General features: G+C 59.9%; 18 protein-coding genes. 9 read left to right on the top strand and 9 right to left on the bottom strand.

The window, feature by feature from the left end; all coding sequences use genetic code 11:
• Window positions 1-4 precede the first annotated feature (4 nt).
• From mltB to WLY71_RS09780, 7 genes are all read left to right on the top strand, one after another.
• Window positions 5-1,015, top strand: coding sequence for a lytic murein transglycosylase B (gene mltB, locus WLY71_RS09810; protein ID WP_347803401.1), 1,011 nt, complete (start codon window positions 5-7; stop codon window positions 1,013-1,015).
• Window positions 1,015-2,028, top strand: coding sequence for a septal ring lytic transglycosylase RlpA family protein (locus WLY71_RS09805; RefSeq protein ID WP_347803400.1), 1,014 nt, complete (start codon window positions 1,015-1,017; stop codon window positions 2,026-2,028). The genes mltB and WLY71_RS09805 overlap by 1 nt, the downstream gene beginning before the upstream one ends.
• Window positions 2,029-2,209: 181 nt before the next feature.
• Entirely contained in the window at window positions 2,210-3,367 is a 1,158-nt protein-coding gene (locus WLY71_RS09800) for a D-alanyl-D-alanine carboxypeptidase family protein (RefSeq protein WP_347803399.1), read from the top strand.
• An 80-nt stretch (window positions 3,368-3,447) separates the two neighbouring features.
• Window positions 3,448-3,723, top strand: a complete 276-nt coding sequence (locus WLY71_RS09795) for a DUF493 domain-containing protein (protein WP_129440902.1) — start codon at window positions 3,448-3,450, stop codon at window positions 3,721-3,723.
• The gene (gene lipB, locus WLY71_RS09790; protein ID WP_046048710.1) at window positions 3,723-4,370 is read left to right on the top strand and encodes a lipoyl(octanoyl) transferase LipB; all 648 of its coding nucleotides are present in this window, start codon (window positions 3,723-3,725) and stop codon (window positions 4,368-4,370) included. Before WLY71_RS09795 ends, lipB begins: the two co-directional genes overlap by 1 nt.
• Before the next feature lies 1 nt (window position 4,371).
• Complete coding sequence (gene lipA / locus WLY71_RS09785) at window positions 4,372-5,397, top strand: lipoyl synthase (protein WP_010467371.1); 1,026 nt, start codon at window positions 4,372-4,374, stop codon at window positions 5,395-5,397.
• A 163-nt stretch (window positions 5,398-5,560) separates the two neighbouring features.
• On the top strand, window positions 5,561-6,511 hold the full coding sequence (locus tag WLY71_RS09780; protein WP_347803398.1) for a S66 peptidase family protein: 951 nt from the start codon (window positions 5,561-5,563) through the stop codon (window positions 6,509-6,511).
• 125 nt (window positions 6,512-6,636) lie between these two features.
• Here the strand turns inward: WLY71_RS09780 and WLY71_RS09775 are convergent, their stop codons facing one another.
• The 5 genes from WLY71_RS09775 to leuS all read right to left on the bottom strand — a co-directional run bounded on the left by WLY71_RS09775 (window position 6,637) and on the right by leuS (window position 12,748).
• Entirely contained in the window at window positions 6,637-7,959 is a 1,323-nt protein-coding gene (locus WLY71_RS09775; protein WP_347803397.1) for a lytic murein transglycosylase, read from the bottom strand.
• A 62-nt stretch (window positions 7,960-8,021) separates the two neighbouring features.
• Window positions 8,022-8,186, bottom strand: coding sequence for an alternative ribosome rescue factor ArfA (gene arfA / locus WLY71_RS09770; protein ID WP_056744572.1), 165 nt, complete (start codon window positions 8,184-8,186; stop codon window positions 8,022-8,024).
• A 184-nt stretch (window positions 8,187-8,370) separates the two neighbouring features.
• The gene (holA, locus tag WLY71_RS09765; RefSeq protein ID WP_008152842.1) at window positions 8,371-9,408 is read right to left on the bottom strand and encodes a DNA polymerase III subunit delta; all 1,038 of its coding nucleotides are present in this window, start codon (window positions 9,406-9,408) and stop codon (window positions 8,371-8,373) included.
• Window positions 9,409-9,447: 39 nt separating this feature from the next.
• Window positions 9,448-10,053, bottom strand: a complete 606-nt coding sequence (locus WLY71_RS09760; RefSeq protein WP_347803396.1) for an LPS-assembly lipoprotein LptE — start codon at window positions 10,051-10,053, stop codon at window positions 9,448-9,450.
• 88 nt (window positions 10,054-10,141) lie between these two features.
• Window positions 10,142-12,748: a leucine--tRNA ligase gene (gene leuS / locus WLY71_RS09755; RefSeq protein ID WP_347803395.1), complete on the bottom strand. Its 2,607-nt coding sequence runs from the start codon at window positions 12,746-12,748 to the stop codon at window positions 10,142-10,144.
• Between the two features lie 279 nt (window positions 12,749-13,027).
• On the opposite strand from leuS, the gene WLY71_RS09750 reads away from it, so the two are divergent.
• Together WLY71_RS09750 and WLY71_RS09745 are read left to right on the top strand one after the other, a co-directional pair.
• A complete protein-coding gene (locus WLY71_RS09750; protein WP_095130744.1) occupies window positions 13,028-13,348 on the top strand; it encodes a hypothetical protein in 321 nt (106 codons plus the stop codon).
• 108 nt (window positions 13,349-13,456) lie between these two features.
• Window positions 13,457-14,218: a YdcF family protein gene (locus WLY71_RS09745; protein ID WP_347803394.1), complete on the top strand. Its 762-nt coding sequence runs from the start codon at window positions 13,457-13,459 to the stop codon at window positions 14,216-14,218.
• Between the two features lie 124 nt (window positions 14,219-14,342).
• Here WLY71_RS09745 and lnt read toward each other — a convergent pair whose 3' ends face one another.
• From lnt to WLY71_RS09725, 4 genes are read right to left on the bottom strand one after another with little or no spacing between them, the layout of a single operon-like run.
• On the bottom strand, window positions 14,343-15,866 hold the full coding sequence (gene lnt / locus WLY71_RS09740; RefSeq protein WP_347803393.1) for an apolipoprotein N-acyltransferase: 1,524 nt from the start codon (window positions 15,864-15,866) through the stop codon (window positions 14,343-14,345).
• Between the two features lie 8 nt (window positions 15,867-15,874).
• Window positions 15,875-16,714, bottom strand: coding sequence for a CorC family transporter (locus WLY71_RS09735; protein WP_347803392.1), 840 nt, complete (start codon window positions 16,712-16,714; stop codon window positions 15,875-15,877).
• Window positions 16,715-16,719: 5 nt separating this feature from the next.
• Window positions 16,720-17,214: an rRNA maturation RNase YbeY gene (ybeY, locus tag WLY71_RS09730; RefSeq protein ID WP_347803391.1), complete on the bottom strand. Its 495-nt coding sequence runs from the start codon at window positions 17,212-17,214 to the stop codon at window positions 16,720-16,722.
• On the bottom strand, window positions 17,207-18,211 hold the full coding sequence (locus WLY71_RS09725) for a PhoH family protein (RefSeq protein ID WP_347803390.1): 1,005 nt from the start codon (window positions 18,209-18,211) through the stop codon (window positions 17,207-17,209). The genes ybeY and WLY71_RS09725 overlap by 8 nt, the downstream gene beginning before the upstream one ends.
• Window positions 18,212-18,378: the final 167 nt, after the last annotated feature.

Genomic DNA, 18,378 nt, shown 5'->3' with positions numbered 1-18,378 from the left:
TTCAATGCAAGTAATGCGTGGCTGGGCGACTCGATACGCGCCATGGGTCGGCCTGGTAAGCATCCTTGGCACAGCGCAGGAAGCGTTGGCCGGCGATTACGAAGGCTCACCGCAGGTGGCCGAATTCGTCGGTGAAATGACCCGCGACTACGGTTTCGCCGGTGAACAACTGATGGGCGTGTTCCGCGAAGCCGAGCGCAAGCAGTCGATTCTGGACGCGATCTCGAAACCTGCCGAGCGGGTCAAGCAGTGGAACGAGTATCGTCCGATGTTCATCACCGACGCGCGCATCGCCCGTGGCGTGGACTTCTGGCGTCAGCACGAGGCGGTACTGGCCCGAGCCGAACAGGAATACGGCGTCCCGGCCCAGGTAATCGTCTCGATCATCGGTGTTGAGACCTTTTTTGGCCGTAATACCGGCAATTTTCGGGTAATCGACGCCTTGTCGACCCTGGGTTTCGACTATCCTCCCCGTGCCGAATTTTTCCGCAAGGAATTGCGTGAGTTCCTGTTGCTGGCCCGGGAAGAGCAGGTCGATCCGCTGACTCTCAAAGGCTCTTACGCTGGCGCGATGGGTTTGCCGCAGTTCATGCCGAGCAGCTTTCGTGCCTATGCGGTGGATTTCGACGGTGACGGCCACATTAATATCTGGACCAATCCGGACGATGCCATTGGCAGCGTCGCCAGTTATTTCAAGCGTCACGGCTGGGTAGCCGGCGAACCGGTGGTCAGCCGCGCCGATGTGCGTGGCGATCAGGTGGACGAAGGTTTGACCACAGGCATCGAACCGACTAAAACCGTCGGGGAGTTGCGGGCGCTGGGGTGGTCAAGTCATGATGCGCTGCGCGATGATATGCCGGTCACGGCTTTCCGCCTGGAAGGTGACAATGGCCCCGAATACTGGATGGGCCTGACGAATTTTTACGCGATCACGCGTTATAACCGCAGCGTGATGTACGCCATGGCCGTACATCAACTGTCTGAACAGCTGGTCCAAGCACGGGGCGTCAAGTAATGCGGGCATTGCCTATGAATAAACCCCTGAAGCTGATGGCATTCGCCGCGTTGGCGGTGCTGGTCGCCAGTTGTTCGACCAGCCGCGCGCCGGCGCAAAAGTCTTCTCCCACCGCCGTGCGCGCAACGCCAGGCCTGGACATCAACCGCGCCCACAAGGATGGCGCGCCATGGTGGGATGTCGACGTCTCGCGCATCCCGGATGCCACGCCGACCCTGCACAGCGGTCCTTATAAAGCCAATCCGTACACCGTGCTGGGCAAGACTTACTTCCCGCAGCAGGAATCCAAGTCCTACATCGCCTCCGGCACGGCTTCCTGGTATGGCACCAAATTCCACGGCCAGAACACCGCCAATGGCGAGGTTTACGACCTGTACGGCATGAGTGCCGCGCACAAGACCTTGCCACTGCCCAGTTACGTTCGGGTGACCAACCTGGACAACAACAAGACTGTGATTCTGCGGGTCAACGATCGAGGGCCGTTCTACTCGGACCGAATCATCGACTTGTCCTACGCGGCCGCCAAAAAGCTCGGCTATGCCGAAACCGGCACCGCGCGGGTCAAGGTCGAAGGCATCGATCCGCAGCAATGGTGGGCAGCCAAAGGCCGTCCGGCGCCTTTGATGCTTAACGAGCCGCAAGTCGCGCAAAATAGCGCCCCGACGATTACGGCTTCGGCCGGCACCGTCGAGCAATGGACGCCACCGCCGCAGCAACACGCCGCCGCTGTCGTGCCCGTGCCGATCGATGCAAAAAAAAACGCTTCTGTACCAGCCTCTGGCCAGTATCTGCAGGTGGGCGCGTTCGCCAACCCGGACGCTGCAGAACTCCTGAGATCGAAGCTCAGCGGGATGGTGAGCGCTCCGGTGTTCATCAGTTCGATCGTGCGCAATCAACAGACGCTGCATCGGGTGCGCCTGGGGCCGATCGGCTCGCCGGGTGAAATCCAGCAAGTGCAGAACAGCGTGCGAATGGCCAATCTCGGTTCGCCGAGCCTGGTCACTGCCGAGTAATACGTAGTACTTGATTGACGGTTCGCTTGCGGTTTGGGGGGTGGACCTGGTTGTTGGCTCGTTAAAGAACAAAAGCCCGGCAAGGGTTCTGAGTGAACAACTGAACACGCGACAGCTCGTTAGAAAGCTGTCTGATTAGTTTTGCCCTTGGGCAGTTTCCATTAGCGATTTCGAGAGACGGATGAACATCACCACCTTTGCCAAATGCCTGTGTCTGCTAGTCCCGCTGCTCCTCTCGCCTGCCGCTTTCGCGGTCGAGATGATGCCGTCGCCACCGCAACTGGCCGCCAAAGCCTATGTACTCATGGACGCCAGCAGCGGCAACGTGCTGGTGGAGAACAACGGTGACCAGCGTCTGCCTCCGGCCAGCCTGACCAAGCTGATGACCGCGTACATCGCGACCCTGGAAATCCGTCGTGGCCAGATCGGCGAAAACGACCCGGTGACCGTCAGCGAAAACGCCTGGCGTACCGGCGGTTCGCGGATGTTCATCAAGGTCGGCTCGCAAGTCACTGTCAGCGACCTGCTGCACGGCATCATCATTCAGTCGGGTAACGACGCCAGCGTTGCGCTCTCCGAGCACATCGCCGGCAGCGAAGACGCCTTCGCTGACATGATGAACAAAACCGTGGCCGATCTGGGCATGACCAACAGCCACTTCATGAACCCGACCGGTCTGCCGAACCCTGAGCACTACTCGTCGGCTCACGACATGGCGGTGCTGGCTCGCGCGATCATCCACGAAGACCCGGCTCACTACGCGATCTACTCGCAGAAAGAGTTTTTCTGGAACGGCATCAAGCAACCTAACCGTAACCTGCTGCTGTGGCGCGACAAGACGGTCGACGGCCTGAAAACCGGCCACACCGACGAAGCCGGCTACTGCATGGTGTCTTCGGCAGTACGTGATGGCATGCGCCTGATCGCTGTGGTGTTCGGCACCAACAGTGAAGTGGCTCGCGCCTCCGAAACCCAGAAGCTGTTGACCTACGGTTTCCGCTTCTTCGAAACCCAGACGTTCTATCAGAAAGGCGCCGAGCTGGCTCAGGCTCCTGTCTGGAAAGGCACCACCAATCAAGTCAAGGCCGGCCTGGCCCAAGACCTGACCATGACCCTGCCAAAAGGCCAGCTGAAAAAGCTCGCCGCCAGCATGACCATGAACCCGCAACTGATTGCGCCAATCGCCAAGGGCGACGTAATCGGTAAAGTCGAAGTGAAGCTGGACGACAAAGTCGTGCATAGCGCTGACCTGATCGCTCTGGACGCGGTCGACGAGGGTGGTATCTTCCGCCGCATGTGGGATAGCATCCGTCTATTCTTCTACGGCTTGTTCAACTGAATTAGTGTGGACTTGCATGGCCCTGTTCCAATCCGGAACGGGGCCATGTCCGTTGCCACGGCTTACGAGGCCGTTACGCCATGACAGACAACGAAGTAAAGGCGCCAAAAATCGAATTCCCCTGCGCGGATTACCCTATCAAGGTGATCGGCGACACCGGCGTGGGTTTCAAGGACAAGATCATCGCAATCCTTGAGAAACACGCGACCGTTGACCACAAGACCCTGGCCGAGCGCCAGAGCACCAACGGCAAATATACGACCATCCAGCTGCACATCATCGCCACCGGTCAAGAACAGCTGTACGACATCAACAGCGAGTTGCGGGCTACCGGTTTCGTGCACATGGTGCTGTGATGTCTGCCGCGGTGGGCTTTCGCGAGCTCGGCCAGATGGCTTACGAGCCGGTCTGGCATGCCATGCAACGCTTCACCAACGAACGCGGCAGCGATGCAGCGGACGAGATCTGGCTGGTCGAGCACCCACCGGTGTTCACCCAGGGGCAGGCCGGCAAGGCTGAGCACGTGTTGCTCCCAGGGGATATTCCGGTGGTTAAGGTTGATCGCGGTGGTCAAGTGACTTATCACGGTCCCGGCCAATTGGTGGCCTACCTGTTGCTCGACGTACGCAAGCTGGGTTTCGGCGTGCGTGACCTGGTCAGCCGCATGGAACAATGCCTGATCGAGTTGCTGGCCAGCTATGGCGTGACCGCAGTGGCCAAGCCGGATGCTCCGGGTGTCTACGTCAATGGGGCGAAAATCGCTTCTCTGGGTCTGCGGATCCGCCACGGTTGCTCCTTTCATGGCCTGGCCCTGAATGTGGACATGAACCTGGAACCGTTTCGACGGATTAATCCCTGCGGCTACGCCGGGCTGGCGATGACCCAGCTGAGCGATCACGCAGGATCGATTGAATTTGCCGAGGTAAGTGCCCGGCTGCGCGCGCAGCTCGTCAAACACCTCGACTATGCTGAGCAGACGACCCTAACGGGCGGAATCGACTGATATGACTACTGATGCAGTGCAAACCATGATCCCGACGCTGGATGTTACCGAGCGTCCGGCCCCGCGTGCCAAGGTTGAAGCCGGCGTGAAGCTGCGCGGCGCCGAGAAGGTTGCACGTATCCCGGTGAAGATCATTCCGACCACCGAACTGCCGAAGAAACCTGACTGGATTCGCGTGCGTATCCCGGTTTCCCCGGAAGTCGACCGCATCAAGGCCCTGCTGCGCAAACACAAGCTGCACAGTGTCTGCGAAGAGGCGTCCTGCCCGAACCTTGGCGAATGCTTCTCCGGCGGCACCGCGACCTTCATGATCATGGGTGACATCTGCACCCGTCGCTGCCCGTTCTGCGACGTTGGCCACGGTCGTCCGAAGCCACTGGACGTCAACGAGCCGGAAAGCCTGGCCATCGCCATCGCCGACCTGAAACTCAAGTACGTGGTGATCACCTCGGTTGACCGCGACGACCTGCGTGACGGTGGTGCCCAGCACTTTGCCGACTGCATCCGCGAGATCCGCAAGCTGTCGCCGAACGTGCAGCTCGAAACCCTGGTGCCGGATTACCGTGGCCGTATGGACGTTGCGCTGGAAATCACCGCTGCCGAGCCGCCGGATGTGTTCAACCACAACCTGGAAACCGTACCGCGCCTGTACAAGGCTGCGCGTCCGGGTTCGGATTACCAGTGGTCGCTGACCCTGCTGCAACGCTTCAAGCAGATGATGCCGCACATTCCGACCAAGTCAGGCCTGATGCTGGGTCTGGGCGAGACTGACGAAGAAGTGATCGAAGTCATGAAACGCATGCGCGAACACGACATCGACATGCTGACCCTGGGCCAGTACCTGCAACCGTCCCGCAGCCACTTGCCGGTGGAGCGTTTTGTGCACCCGGATACCTTCGCCTGGTTCGCCGAGGAAGGTTACAAAATGGGCTTCAAGAACGTCGCTTCGGGCCCGCTGGTACGTTCCTCGTACCACGCCGACGAGCAGGCGAAACTGGTTAAAGCTGAATTGATGTCGTCCTTGTAACAAAGCGCCCGCAAGGCTTTTCAGCCTTGCGGGCGTTTTTGTTGGCCGTGTCTACGGCCACTACAGTCTTTTCCTGCAACCTGCGGGGCGACTGATCCTCTTCTGTTTGCCCCCGTTCCTGACTACTGTGTGCTGAAGCTTTTCTGCGCAGGGAGATTCATGGATGACCGTTCGACCGACTCACACGCTGTGTCCTCACTCACCCGTTCCGGCTTTGCCGTCGGAAGGACTGATTGGCGTCATCGCGCCCGCCGGTCCCGCAGCGCTGGACACCGATAAGGCCATCGCCTGGATGCACGCTCGCGGATATTCACTGCGGGTTTTTCCCGGCGTGTATGAGAAAGACGATTACCTGGCCGGAAGCGATGATGTGCGGCTCAATGACCTGCACGGGGCGTTCGCCGACAGTGAGGTCGACGCCATTATTTGCTTACGCGGGGGTTACGGTACGCCGCGGTTGCTCGATCGCATCGACTTTGAATTGCTGCGCAACAATGCCAAGCCGTTCATCGGCTACAGCGACATCACCGCACTGCACTTGGCGATCAGCCGTTATGCGGGCTTCGTGACCTTTCATGGCCCGATGCTCAACGCCGACCTGCTGGGTGACAAGCAAAAACCTACCGAGTCTTCGTTTTTCAACATGCTCAGAGGACAGGTGAAGGCGGGCAGCGTGCTGGCGCACCCGGTGGCCTACTCGCTGGCCACGATTGGGCCAGGCATAGCTCACGGGCGTTTGCTTGGGGGTAATTTGTCGATGATCGCTGCGACCATGGGTACGCCTTACGAAATGGATGCCGAGGGCGTCATTCTGTTCATCGAGGACATCAACGAGCCGTTGTATCGAATAGACCGGCTGCTGACCCATCTGCGTCTTGCCGGCACGCTGCACAAGCTGCGCGGGGTTCTGGTGGGGGATGTGGCGGGGGTAGATGGGGTTGCGCTGGAGCGTTTGCTCAAGCAGACCTTTGAGCCGTTGCGCATCCCGGTGCTGGCCGGGTGGCGCAGCGGGCATTGCGATCCGAACCTGACGTTGCCGATGGGCGCGCTGGTGAGGCTGGATGCGGGGAACAAGGAATTGGTGTTGGAACAGGATGTGGTGGTCAGACGCTAGAGTGTGGTCGCCTGTTAGTCAGTCATCGCGAGCAAGCTCGCTCCCACATTGGATTTAGGTCGAACACAGATCCAGATGTGGGAGCGAGCTTGCTCGCGTGAAGGCGGCATCCGCCATACGGCTGACTATCGGTTACGCAGGCCTTCGAGCAACTTGTGCGTCGGATACCCATCCGCCGGCCAGCCAAACGACTGCTGGGCGCTGCGGATCGCCTTGCGGGTGTTGGCGCCGATAATGCCGTCGGCGTTGCCCACGTCATAATTCTGCGCGCCCAGCAAGCTTTGCAGTTCGATCCGCTCGGTACGGCTCAGCGGCAAATCATCTTTGGGCCACGTGCCGTTGATCAGGCCGGTGCCGTTGAAACGTTCGGACAACAGGCTAACGGCCAAGGCGTAGGACGACGAGTTGTTGTACTTGAGGATCGCGCGGAAGTTGTCGAGGACCAGGAACGCCGGGCCACGGTAACCGGCCGGCAGCAGCAGGGCGGCTGACAGGTGTTCGGAGCCTGGCGGAACCTGGCCGCCATTGGGCAGGGTGACGCCCAGTTGCAGCCATTCGGCGACGCTCTTGCGAGTCGTGCCATCGGCCAGGACGTAGTTGAAACTGCCCGGTAGCTGCACTTCAAAGCCCCACGGCTGGCCTTTCTGCCAGCCTGAGCTTTGCAGGTAGTGCGCCGTCGAGGCCAGCGCGTCGGCCGGGCTGCCCCAGATGTCGCGGCGGCCGTCGCCATCGAAGTCCACGGCGTGGGTGTTGTAGGTGGTTGGGATGAACTGGGTCTGGCCCATGGCGCCGGCCCAGGAGCCAAGCATTTTCTCAGGCTCGATATCACCCTGTTGCAGGATCTGCAGGGCGGCGATCAGTTGCGCGTGGGCAAACCCGGGACGCCGACCTTCATAGGCCAGGGTCGCCAGGGAATTAATCACCGACTTGTTGCCCTGGAACTGCCCGAAGTTACTTTCCATGCCCCACACCGAGACCAGTGCCTGACGATCGACGCCGTAGCGCTGTTCGATGCTTTGCAGGATGTCGGCGTACTGGCTGACCAGCGCCTGGCCTTTGTGTACCCGCAGCGGCGAAAGGGCGCCGTCGAGGTACTCCCACACCGGGCGGGAGAATTCCGGCTGGCTGCGGTCGGCACGGATCACGCTGGTGTCGAGGCTGACATTGGCGAATGCGCGGTCGAACAGGTCGGCGCGGATACCGGCGGCCAGAGCGTCCTTGCGGAAACCCGCCTGCCATTCGGCGAAGGTCTGGGTGGGCTGGATGTCGAGGTTTTCACCGGTCGGAACCACGGGCGGAATGACCGCAGGGGCTGTCGCGACGGGGAGGGTCTGAAGCGGCTTGGCGTCGGCTGCGGTGGGTTTTTCCGCGCAGGCAACAAGCAAAATGAGGCTGGAGGCGGCGATCAGTTGGCGCAGGGGCCAACGACGGGAAATACAAAGGGGCATGCACGGGTCCAGGGAGTACGAATCAGGTGCAGACCTTAACATGTTGAGCGAGCGCTTGCCTTTCAGGCCGCCAGAAAGTAAGAAGCCTCCCAGCTATTAGACTGGAAGGCTTCGCGGCGGTAGCTGCCTTTGCCCTTGCCGGCTGGTTCCTGACGGCTGCGGAACAGAGGCTGGGCGATGATGGATTTGGCCTTGTTGGGGCCATGTTTCGATGGCTTTTTGCTCATGATGATTTCTCGCAAGTGAGTGGGTTTTGCGGGGCAAATCATCGGCCGAACCAAGGGTTCTGTCTATAGGGCAAATGCAGGTGTGATTTGTAGGAAGAAAAATCAAAAGATCGCAGCCTGCGGCAGCTCCTACATGGGATTGCGTACATCTGTAGGAGCTGCCGAAGGCTGCGATCTTTTGATCTTATTCTGCAGGCAACGACAATCTTTGGCCGGCCATCAACAACGACAACCGACTCAAACTCATCCACGGCGAACCGGCGGCCTGGCCTTTGATCTGTGCGTCGATGCGCTGAGCTTCCAGCAATAGCTGCGCCCAGCGTTGCGCCGAGTAGCGTTGCAAGGCTTTGCTCATCAATGGTTTGCGTTTGTCCCAGACCGGCGGTCGGGCAGAGCTGAAGGCTTTGTCCAGCGGCACGCCCTGGCTGTACTGCAGCGACAGGTTGGCCAACAGACGCAGCTCCCGGGCCAGCGCCCAGAGAATCACGGGTGGTTCGACGCCTTCACCGCGCAGCCCTTCGAGCATGCGCAGGGCATGAGCCGCTTCACCGTTGAGAATCGCGTCGGTCAGTCCAAAGACATCGAAGCGTGCACTGTCAGCGACGGCCGCTTGCACGGTTTCGACGGTGATCTGACCACCTTCGGCCATCAGTTTGAGCTTTTCGATTTCCTGGGCTGCCGCCAGCAGGTTGCCCTCGACCCGTGCGGCGATCAGTTCGACGGCGTCCTGGCTGGCGGAAAGCCCGGCCTGGGACAACCGTTGACGGATCCAGCTCGGCAACTGGTTGGCCTCTATCGGCCAGATTTGCACGAACTGGGTCTGCTGACCTTCGACCAGCGCCTTGCCCCACTTGGTTTTCTGCGCACTGCCATCAAGTTTCGGCAGGCTGATCAGCAACACCGTGTCTTCGGCGGGCCGTGAACAGTACTCGATAAACGCGGCAGCGCCTTTGTCACCGGGTTTGCCGGACGGCAGACGCAGTTCCAGCAGACGTTTTTCGGCGAACAGCGACATGCTCGCGCCGGCTTGCAGCAACGTTCCCCAGTCGAAACTGGCGTCGGCGGCGAAGACCTGGCGCTCGTCGAATCCCTGTTGGCGGGCGGCGGCACGAATGGCGTCGGCGGCTTCCTGACACAGCAGTGGGTCATCGCCACTGATGATGTAGACCGGCGCGAGGGCACCTTGCAGGTGTTTGGCGAGTTGGGCGGGGGCGAGTTTCATCGGAGAGGTCGAACGGGGCGCCTGAGCGCCCCGTAAGTCTTACTGCTGCGGCAGTTCGATTGGCGACTGGCGCGGCGTTTGCGCTTCAGCCTTCTGCGCCGCTTCCAATGCATCGGCTTCAGCCTTGGCTTTGGCGTTGGCGGTCTGTTGCATCTGATCCAGCTGAGCCGGAGTGAGCTGTTGCAGGCGCAGCATCATCCGTTGAACCAGTTCACGACGGGTTTCCTTGCGGGCATCGTTGGCTTCCTGGTCGGAGCCCACCAGGTTGCTGCCGTCGTGGATAAAGATTTTTTGCACTTCAAGTTTGTCGCTCAGCAGCGTCAAGTTGCTCTCACCACGGATGTCGTAGTTCAGCACTGTGCTTACCTGATACTCGCCAGTACGACCGGCACCTGCGTAGCTGAGGATGCGCTGGCTTTCCTGCTCATCGGTCAGTACCAGCTTGTAAGGTGCACCGCTGTAGACCTTGACGCCGCTGCTTTCCAGCACCTGGCGCAGTTGCGTCACGACTTCGCCGTAGGCGTTGCGGGCACTCAGGTCGAGTTCCTTGATCGCCAGTTCATTGGTGCCGGTGCCGCGCAGCTGGAAACCGCAGGCGCTCAACAGGACCGCAAGGCCCATCACCAGCAAATTGCGTTTGATCATCTTGTTGCTCCCCTTGAAACCATGTGGGCCGATCTTGCGGCCCGAAAGGTTTTACTCGGCGCCAGGTATGACCTGGCGCCTGATCCAATTAGCTGGCGACGATATTGACCAGTTTCCCGGGCACTACGATCACTTTACGAATGGTCAGACCGTCAACAAAGCGCAGTACGTTCTCGTTGGCCCGTGCGGCGGCTTCGACTTCTTCGCGGCTGGCGCTGGCGGGCATTTCGATGTGGCCGCGCAGCTTGCCGTTGACCTGGATGACCAGCGTCAGGCTGTCCTGCACCAACGCGCTTTCGTCCAGCACCGGCCAAGCGGCGTCGATCACCGGGTCAGCGTGACCCAGTTGATTCCACAGCTCGTGGCTGATGTGCGGGGTGATCGGAGCCAGCAGCAGGACCACGGTTTCCAGACCTTCGTGAACCAGCGCGCGATCCTGTGCGGTGCCTTGCGGGGCTTTTTCCAGCACGTTCATCAACGTCATCACCTGAGCGATGGCGGTGTTGAATTTGTGGTTCTGGCCGACGTCGTGGCTGGCCTGCTTGATGGCTTGGTGGATCGAACGGCGAATGGCTTTCTGCTCGTCATTCAGGCTGGCGACGTCCAGTTTGCCCGGCAGGCCCTGAGTGACGTGGGCTTGAGCCAGACGCCAGACACGCTTGAGGAAGCGGTGCGAACCCTCTACTCCGGAGTCGGACCATTCCGCGCTCATGTCGGGTGGCGAGGCGAACATCATGAACAGGCGGCAGGTGTCAGCGCCGAACTGGTCAATCATCGACTGTGGGTCAACGCCGTTGTTCTTCGACTTGGCCATCTTCTCGGTACCGCCGATTTCCACCGGCAGGCCGTCTGCGATCAGCTTGGCGCTAATTACTTTGGCTTTGCTGTCGCGTTCGAGTTCGACGTCCGCCGGGTTGAACCAGGTGTAAGCACCGTTGGCTTCGCGACGATAGTAAGTCTCGGCGATCACCATGCCCTGGGTCAGCAGGTTCTTGAACGGCTCATTGGAGCTCACCAGGCCTTCATCGCGCATCAGCTTGTGGAAGAAGCGCGCGTAGAGCAGGTGAAGAATCGCGTGTTCGATACCGCCGATGTACTGATCAACCGGCAACCAGTGGTCGGCCGCCGCTTTTTCCACCAGACCGCCTTCATAGTGCGGGGAGGCGTAACGGGCGTAGTACCACGAGGACTCGACGAAGGTGTCCATGGTGTCGGTTTCACGCTTGGCCGGTGCGCCGCATTTCGGGCAGCTGCACTCGTAGAACTCGGGCATGCGCGCCAGTGGCGAACCAGCGCCGTCCGGTACGACGTCTTCCGGCAATACGACTGGCAACTGATCTTCCGGCACCGGCACATCACCGCAGGCATTACAGTGGATGATCGGGATCGGGCAGCCCCAGTAGCGCTGACGGCTGATGCCCCAGTCGCGCAGGCGGAACTGAGTGCGCGAGGCACCGAGTTCTTTCTTGATCAGCGCGACTTCTATGGCATCGAAGGCGCCTTCGAAGTCGAGGCCGTCGAACTCGCCGGAATTGATCAGCGTGCCGTGCTCGCCGTAGGCGTCCTGCCACGGGGACGGGTTGGTGTCGCCGGAGCTGGTGCGCACTACCGATCTGATTGGCAGGCTGTACTTGGTGGCGAACTCGAAATCACGTTCGTCGTGCGCCGGAACCGCCATCACCGCGCCATCGCCGTAGTGCATCAGCACGTAGTTGGCGACCCACACCGGGAGTTTCTCACCGGTCAGCGGATGCTCGACGAACAGCGAGGTCGGCAGGCCTTTTTTCTCTTGAGTGGCGACGTCGGCTTCGGCGACGCTGCCGCCCTTGCATTCAGCGATGAACGCTTGCAGCTCAGGGTTGTTCTGCGCGGCGAGGGTCGCCAAATGGTGCTCGGCGGCTACGGCAACGTAGGTTGCGCCCATCAAGGTGTCCGGACGGGTGGTGAAGACTTTCAGAACACCGGCTTCGCCGATGGAAGCGACGTTGTACGGGAACTGCACTTCCATGCCGCGGGACTTGCCGATCCAGTTGCGCTGCATGGTTTTGACCTGTTCAGGCCAGCCCGGCAGATCGTCGAGGCTCGACAACAGCTCATCCGCGTAAGCGGTGATCTTGAAGTAGTACATCGGAATTTCGCGCTTTTCGATCAGCGCGCCGGAACGCCAGCCGCGACCGTCGATCACCTGCTCGTTGGCCAGGACGGTCTGATCGACCGGGTCCCAGTTCACGGTGCCGCTTTTTTTGTAAATCACGCCTTTTTCGAACAGGCGAGTGAACAGCCATTGTTCCCAGCGGTAGTAATCAGGCTTGCAGGTGGTGACTTCGCGGGACCAGTCCACCGCGAGGCCCAGGCTGCGCAGCTGGGTTTTCATGTAGGCGATGTTTTCGTAGGTCCACTTGGCGGGCGCTACGTTGTTCTTCATCGCGGCGTTTTCCGCCGGCATGCCGAAGGCGTCCCAACCCATGGGTTGCAGGACGTTCTTGCCTTGCATGCGCTGGTAGCGGGAGATCACGTCGCCGATGGTGTAGTTGCGCACGTGCCCCATGTGTAGCTTGCCGCTGGGGTAAGGGAACATCGACAGGCAGTAGAAAGTCTCCTTGCCTGGCTGTTCACTGACTTCAAAGGACTTTTGCTCGTCCCAGAACGACTGGGCGGCGGCTTCGATTTCACGGGGCTGATATTGTTCGTGCATGGCTACTTTTGAACTGAATAGGGGTGGCCTAATCCTCTTCAATGCAACGCTGGACGGTGATCACGCCAAATCGGCGTTTCGGTGCCCAGACGAGCTGGAAGTGGAGTTACAGGAAGCGCCGTAGCATACATGACCGCACTCTACCGAGGGAAACCCTGATTACTGCTGCGGGTCGCCCAAAAACCGCTGCGAGGGCCGTTGGTCGCAGCGCTCAGCCGGTTTGTTCATGGAAGCTAAGCTCTAAATGGGGAGTGAGTCTTATCTTCAATGAGGTGAGGGATGGTTGAGTCACGGCAAAAAGTTACAAAACCGGAGCTGTACGAAAGATTGATCGATCGTCTGGGAATGGCCCTGGACGCGGCCAAAACCGCTGACCGGTTACGCGATGAGCGTCCGCTGGAGCTGGAATTGCGTGGCCTGAGCCCCGCAGAGTTTGCACTGGTCAAGGCGTATCTCGATCGCAGTGAACGTGAGACACACGGATGCCTGTCTGAAGCAGTGAAGCAACTCGACGCACCACGTTCGGCCAAGATCATCTGGCTCAAGGACAAGGTTCCCGGCAGGGACGCGGTAAAGGTCCGGTCTTTGCAATTCAAGTAAGGACACTGGAAGCAATGTCTGATGTATTTGTGAAGCATAGTCCTTCCGTATTTGTTGTCGCATTGCGTCAACCCACTTAGGCTTCGGGCATCTTTTTGGAGATGCTCGATGCCTTTTCGATATTTCGTTAAACAACTCCTGTTGCCGCCCGGCATTCTTTTGCTGCTGTTGGTGCTTGCCTGGTGGTTGCGCCGCTCAAGGCCGCGCCTTGCCGGATTCTGCTTTGCGTTGGGCGTGGGCGGCTTCTGGCTGATGAGTCTGCCGGTGGTGGTGCAGTGGGGCGCCAAGGCGATGGAGCGTGAAGCGCCGCTGGCTCGCGATGAATGGGCAACGCTGAGTCAGCGCGCCGATGCGATCGTGGTGCTCGGTTCGGGGCGTGAGCGGGGCGATTTGGCATGGGGCGCTGACCAGCCAACGGGCGTGGGCCTGGAACGCGAGCGCTATGCGGCGCGGCTGGCCAAGGCCTCCGGTTTGCCGCTTCTGACCAGCGGAGGCCTGCATTACGGCACCCCACCGACCGAAGCGAAGTTGATGGCGGACTCGTTGCGCGATGATTTCGGCGTGGCCGTGCGTTGGCAGGAAGGGCGCAGCCGCACGACCTGGGAGAACGCGCAGTTCAGCGCCGAGGTGTTGTTGCCGGAAGGGATCAAGCGCGTGGTCGTCGTGACTCAGGCCTGGCACATGTCACGAGCCGTCTGGAGCTTCAAAAAGGCAGGATTTGAAGTGGTGTCAGCGCCGGTGGGGTTTTTAGGCGTGGATAACGCCCGGCCACTGGGCGGCTGGATGCCGGAATTCAAGTCGATCTGGCAGAGCGGGCAGTTGTTGAATGAGGCGGTGGGGCAGGTGGGGTATTCGTTGTTTTACCGCTGAAGATCAAAAGATCGCAGCCTCGTTTCACTCGACAGCTCCTACAGGGGATTGCGTACTCTGTAGGAGCTGTGTAGGAGCTGTCGAGTGAAACGAGGCTGCGATCTTTTTACTGGCGCCGCAATACCTAAACGGTCTTGGCCATCCGGCTAGCCACCAGCGCCCAACCAAACAACAACACGCAAACAATGATCAGCGGCCACGAACGCCATTCCAGATAAGGCGTCAGGTTGTGCATGGGCACCACTTCACCGTACAAAATGCCACGTTCAAACTGAGGGATCTGCACGGTGATCTGACCGAACGGGTTGATCAAACCGGTCACGCCGTTGTTGGTGGCGCGGATCATCCAGCGACCAGCCTCCAGCGCGCGCATCTGCGCCATCTGTAAATGTTGCAGCGGGCCGATGGATGTGCCGAACCAGGTGTCATTGCTGATGGTCAGCAGCAGATCGCTACGCGCAGCAAGGCTGGCGGCGAATTCCGGGTAAACCACTTCGTAGCAGATGAACGGCGCAATCTGATAACCCTTGGCTTGCAGCATCGGCTGATCGGAAGGGCCACGGGCAAAGTCCGACATCGGCAGGTCGAAGAAAGCGATCAGCCCCCGCAACACTTCCTGCAACGGAACGTATTCGCCAAACGGCACCAGTTTCTGCTTGAGGTAAGTGCCATCGCCTTCACCCGCCACGGTAATACCGTTGAAGAAGCTCTTCTCGTGATGGACTTCCTGGCGAATCGGTACGCCGGTGATCAGCGCGGACTTACGCTCTGCGGCGAAGTTTCCCATCATGTTCAGGTAGCCCTCGGCGGACTCCTTGAGCACCGGAATGGCCGTTTCCGGCCAGATCAGCAAGTCGACCGGTTTCGAGCTGAAGCTCATGTCGCGGTACAGCGCCAACTGCGCGTTGAGCTGCGCCGGGTCCCACTTCATGCTCTGTTCGATGTTGCCCTGAATCGCCGCGACACTCAGCGGTGCGCCCGCCGGGCTGGTCCAGGCATGCTCCTTGAGCGCCATGCCGGCCACCCAAGGTCCGACCAGCAGCAACACACCCGCGGCGATGAAGCCTTTGCGGCCGGTGCGCACCAGACGCAAAGCGTTATAGATCAGCGCGGCCGTCAGGGCCAGGGTGAAGGAAATCAGCCACATTCCGCCGACTGGCGCGAGCCCGGCCAGCGGGCCGTTGAGCTGACTGTAGCCGGAATAAAGCCAGGGGAAACCGGTCAGGAACCAGCCGCGAAAGGCTTCCTGACCGACCCACAACGCCGCGAACGCCAGGGCGTCGGCCAACGGTGCTTCGTTACGGCGCAGCCAGCGCGCCCAGATCCAGGCGGGCAGGGCGAAGAACCAGGCAATCGCCGCCGTGAAGATCAGCATCAGGAAACCGGCCAGCAGCACCGAAGCACCACCGAAGTGGTGAATGCTGTAGTAGATCCAACTGGTACCAGCGCCAAACAGGCCGAAACCGAAACACCAGCCACGGCCCAGGGCCTGACGTGGGTTCAGCTTGCGTAAGCCGGCATAGAAGAAACCGACCGCCAGCAACGCCAACGGCCAGATATCGAACGGCGCCAGGGCCAGGGTGGTGATTGCACCGGCCACCACGGCCAGCAGGTTACCGGGCCAGCCGGGGCGGGTTGCGCGGAGCATGTCAATCCTTAACGGGCAATAGGTGTTAAACGCAGCAGATGAATTCGACGACTGTCGGCGTTCAAAATGCGAAAGCGATACGGACCGATTTCAGTGATTTCGTTGCGTTTTGGCAAGTGCCCGAACGCGCTCATCACCAGACCGCCGACGGTGTCGAATTCGTCGTTGGAGAATTGGCTGTCGAAGAACTCGTTGAAGTTCTCGATCGGCGTCAGGGCCTTGATCAGGAAGTCACCGCTGGGCAGCGGCTTGATGTAGCTGTCTTCTTCGACGTCATGCTCGTCTTCGATGTCGCCGACGATCTGTTCCAGCACGTCTTCGATGGTCACCAGACCCGCCACACCGCCGTATTCGTCGATGACGATGGCCATGTGGTTGTGGTTGGCGCGAAACTCGCGCAGCAGCACATTCAGACGCTTGGACTCGGGCACGAAGGTGGCCGGGCGCAGCAGGTCCTTGATGTTGAAGCTGTCGCCGTTCTCCTTGAGGATCAACGGCAGCAAATCCTTGGCCAACAACACGCCCATCACGTCATCGTGGCTTTCGCCGATCACCGGGTAGCGGGAGTGGGCCGAGTCGACCACGGCAGGCAGGAACTCGCGGGGTGTCTGGGTCGCCTTGATGCTGATCATCTGCGAGCGCGGGACCATGATGTCCCGTACTTGCAGGTCAGCAACCTGGATAGCGCCTTCGACGATGGCCAGCGCTTCGCTGTCCAGCAACTTGTTTTGGTGTGCATCGCGCAGCAGCTCCAGCAGCTCCTGGCGGTTCTTCGGCTCGTGGGCAAAAGCCTGGGTGAGCTTACCCAGCCATGACTTTTGCCCGTTGCTCGATCGATCTTCGCTCATAGCGATTACTCTGAATCCTTTGTTGTAACGATAGGGGATGTGTCTGTTTCGTCGTCCGCATACGGGTCGGGATAGCCCAACTCTGCAAGCAACGTTCGTTCCAGTGCTTCCATTTCTTCGGCTTCATCGTCATCTATATGGTCGTAACCCAACAGATGCAAGCAGCCGTGAATGACCAGATGAGCCCAATGGGCCTTGAGTGCCTTGCCTTGTTCGGCTGCTTCGCGCTCGACCACCGCCACGCAGATCACCAGATCGCCCAGCAGCGGGATGTCGAGAAACTCGTCGGGCACATCGGCAGGAAACGACAAGACGTTAGTGGCGTAATCCTTTTGCCGCCAGGTGTGGTTCAGCTCGCGACCTTCCTCTTCATCGACCAAACGGATGGTCATTTCGGAGTCGGCTGTGCGCTGGCGCAGCGCCAGTTCGCACCATTGGCGGAACTCGGCTTCGCTTGGGGCAGGCGCTTCGGTAGCCAGTTGCAGATCAAGCTCAAGCATCGCGGCGGCTATCCTTTGGCGCTTCATCGGTCACCCGGTTTTCGTAACGCTCGTAGGCTTCGACGATGCGTTGCACCAGCGGATGGCGCACAACGTCCTTGGGCTTGAAATGAGTGAAGCTGATTCCCGGCACGTCTTTGAGCACTTCGATCACATGGTGCAGCCCGGACTTGGTGCCTTTCGGCAGGTCGACCTGGGTGATGTCACCGGTGATGACTGCCGTGGAGCCGAAGCCGATCCGGGTCAGGAACATCTTCATCTGCTCGACGGTGGTGTTCTGGCTTTCGTCGAGGATGATAAAACTGTTGTTCAAGGTGCGACCGCGCATGTAGGCCAGCGGTGCAACTTCGATCACCTGACGCTCGATCAGCTTGGCGACGTGTTCGAAGCCGAGCATTTCGTAGAGTGCGTCGTAGAGCGGGCGCAGGTACGGGTCGATCTTCTGCGACAGGTCGCCGGGCAGGAAGCCGAGCTTTTCGCCCGCTTCAACCGCCGGACGCACCAGCAGGATGCGGCGAATCTGCTCGCGTTCCAGCGCGTCTACCGCGCACGCAACGGCCAGATAGGTCTTGCCGGTACCGGCCGGGCCGATGCCGAAGTTGATGTCGTTTCCGAGGATTTCCTTCACGTAGCGCAACTGATTCAAGCCGCGAGGGCGAATCATGCCTTTTTTGGTGCGCAGGGCGACGGAAGGTTCGGAGGGGGAGACGTTGTCCAGCTCTTCGACGGCCGATTCCTGCAGGAACAGGTGAACCATGTCCGGCGACAGCTCGGTACCCTTGGTTTCCCGGTACAGACGGCGCAGGAGGTTTTCCGCGGAGGTGGTGTGCTTGGGGTCGCCGATCAGTTCGAACTGGTTTCCGCGGTTGCGGATCTCGATGGTCAGGCGCTGTTCGATCAAGCGCAGATGCTCGTCGAATTGCCCGCACAGATTGGCGAAGCGGCGAGCTTCAAAAGGCTCGAGGATAAAACGATGTGGTTCTATGGGTGCGTTCAAGGTCGTATTTAGCCGCCCTGGGGCAATTAAGATGAAATCAAGGATAACGCCAGTGGCCTGGGTGCGAAAGGTCTTATACAGACCAATGTTGAACACCTACCCCTGTGGGAGCGAGCTTGGTCCGGGCGGCGATCCGACGATGACGGTCTGACATTCAACATTTAAGT

Source organism: Pseudomonas rossensis (assembly GCF_039888995.1).
GTDB lineage: Bacteria > Pseudomonadota > Gammaproteobacteria > Pseudomonadales > Pseudomonadaceae > Aquipseudomonas > Aquipseudomonas rossensis.
The sequence above is the reverse complement of the archived record's forward strand: the minus strand, read 5'-3'. Positions and strand labels throughout refer to the sequence as shown.

Coding starts and splice junctions, on each gene's coding strand:
- mltB (WP_347803401.1), top strand. CDS start 5: ATGCAAGTAATGCGTGGCTGGGCGACTCGATACGCGCCATGGGTCGGC.
- WLY71_RS09805 (WP_347803400.1), top strand. CDS start 1,015: ATGCGGGCATTGCCTATGAATAAACCCCTGAAGCTGATGGCATTCGCC.
- WLY71_RS09800 (WP_347803399.1), top strand. CDS start 2,210: ATGAACATCACCACCTTTGCCAAATGCCTGTGTCTGCTAGTCCCGCTG.
- WLY71_RS09795 (WP_129440902.1), top strand. CDS start 3,448: ATGACAGACAACGAAGTAAAGGCGCCAAAAATCGAATTCCCCTGCGCG.
- lipB (WP_046048710.1), top strand. CDS start 3,723: ATGTCTGCCGCGGTGGGCTTTCGCGAGCTCGGCCAGATGGCTTACGAG.
- lipA (WP_010467371.1), top strand. CDS start 4,372: ATGACTACTGATGCAGTGCAAACCATGATCCCGACGCTGGATGTTACC.
- WLY71_RS09780 (WP_347803398.1), top strand. CDS start 5,561: ATGACCGTTCGACCGACTCACACGCTGTGTCCTCACTCACCCGTTCCG.
- WLY71_RS09775 (WP_347803397.1), bottom strand. CDS start 7,959: ATGCCCCTTTGTATTTCCCGTCGTTGGCCCCTGCGCCAACTGATCGCC.
- arfA (WP_056744572.1), bottom strand. CDS start 8,186: ATGAGCAAAAAGCCATCGAAACATGGCCCCAACAAGGCCAAATCCATC.
- holA (WP_008152842.1), bottom strand. CDS start 9,408: ATGAAACTCGCCCCCGCCCAACTCGCCAAACACCTGCAAGGTGCCCTC.
- WLY71_RS09760 (WP_347803396.1), bottom strand. CDS start 10,053: ATGATCAAACGCAATTTGCTGGTGATGGGCCTTGCGGTCCTGTTGAGC.
- leuS (WP_347803395.1), bottom strand. CDS start 12,748: ATGCACGAACAATATCAGCCCCGTGAAATCGAAGCCGCCGCCCAGTCG.
- WLY71_RS09750 (WP_095130744.1), top strand. CDS start 13,028: ATGGTTGAGTCACGGCAAAAAGTTACAAAACCGGAGCTGTACGAAAGA.
- WLY71_RS09745 (WP_347803394.1), top strand. CDS start 13,457: ATGCCTTTTCGATATTTCGTTAAACAACTCCTGTTGCCGCCCGGCATT.
- lnt (WP_347803393.1), bottom strand. CDS start 15,866: ATGCTCCGCGCAACCCGCCCCGGCTGGCCCGGTAACCTGCTGGCCGTG.
- WLY71_RS09735 (WP_347803392.1), bottom strand. CDS start 16,714: ATGAGCGAAGATCGATCGAGCAACGGGCAAAAGTCATGGCTGGGTAAG.
- ybeY (WP_347803391.1), bottom strand. CDS start 17,214: ATGCTTGAGCTTGATCTGCAACTGGCTACCGAAGCGCCTGCCCCAAGC.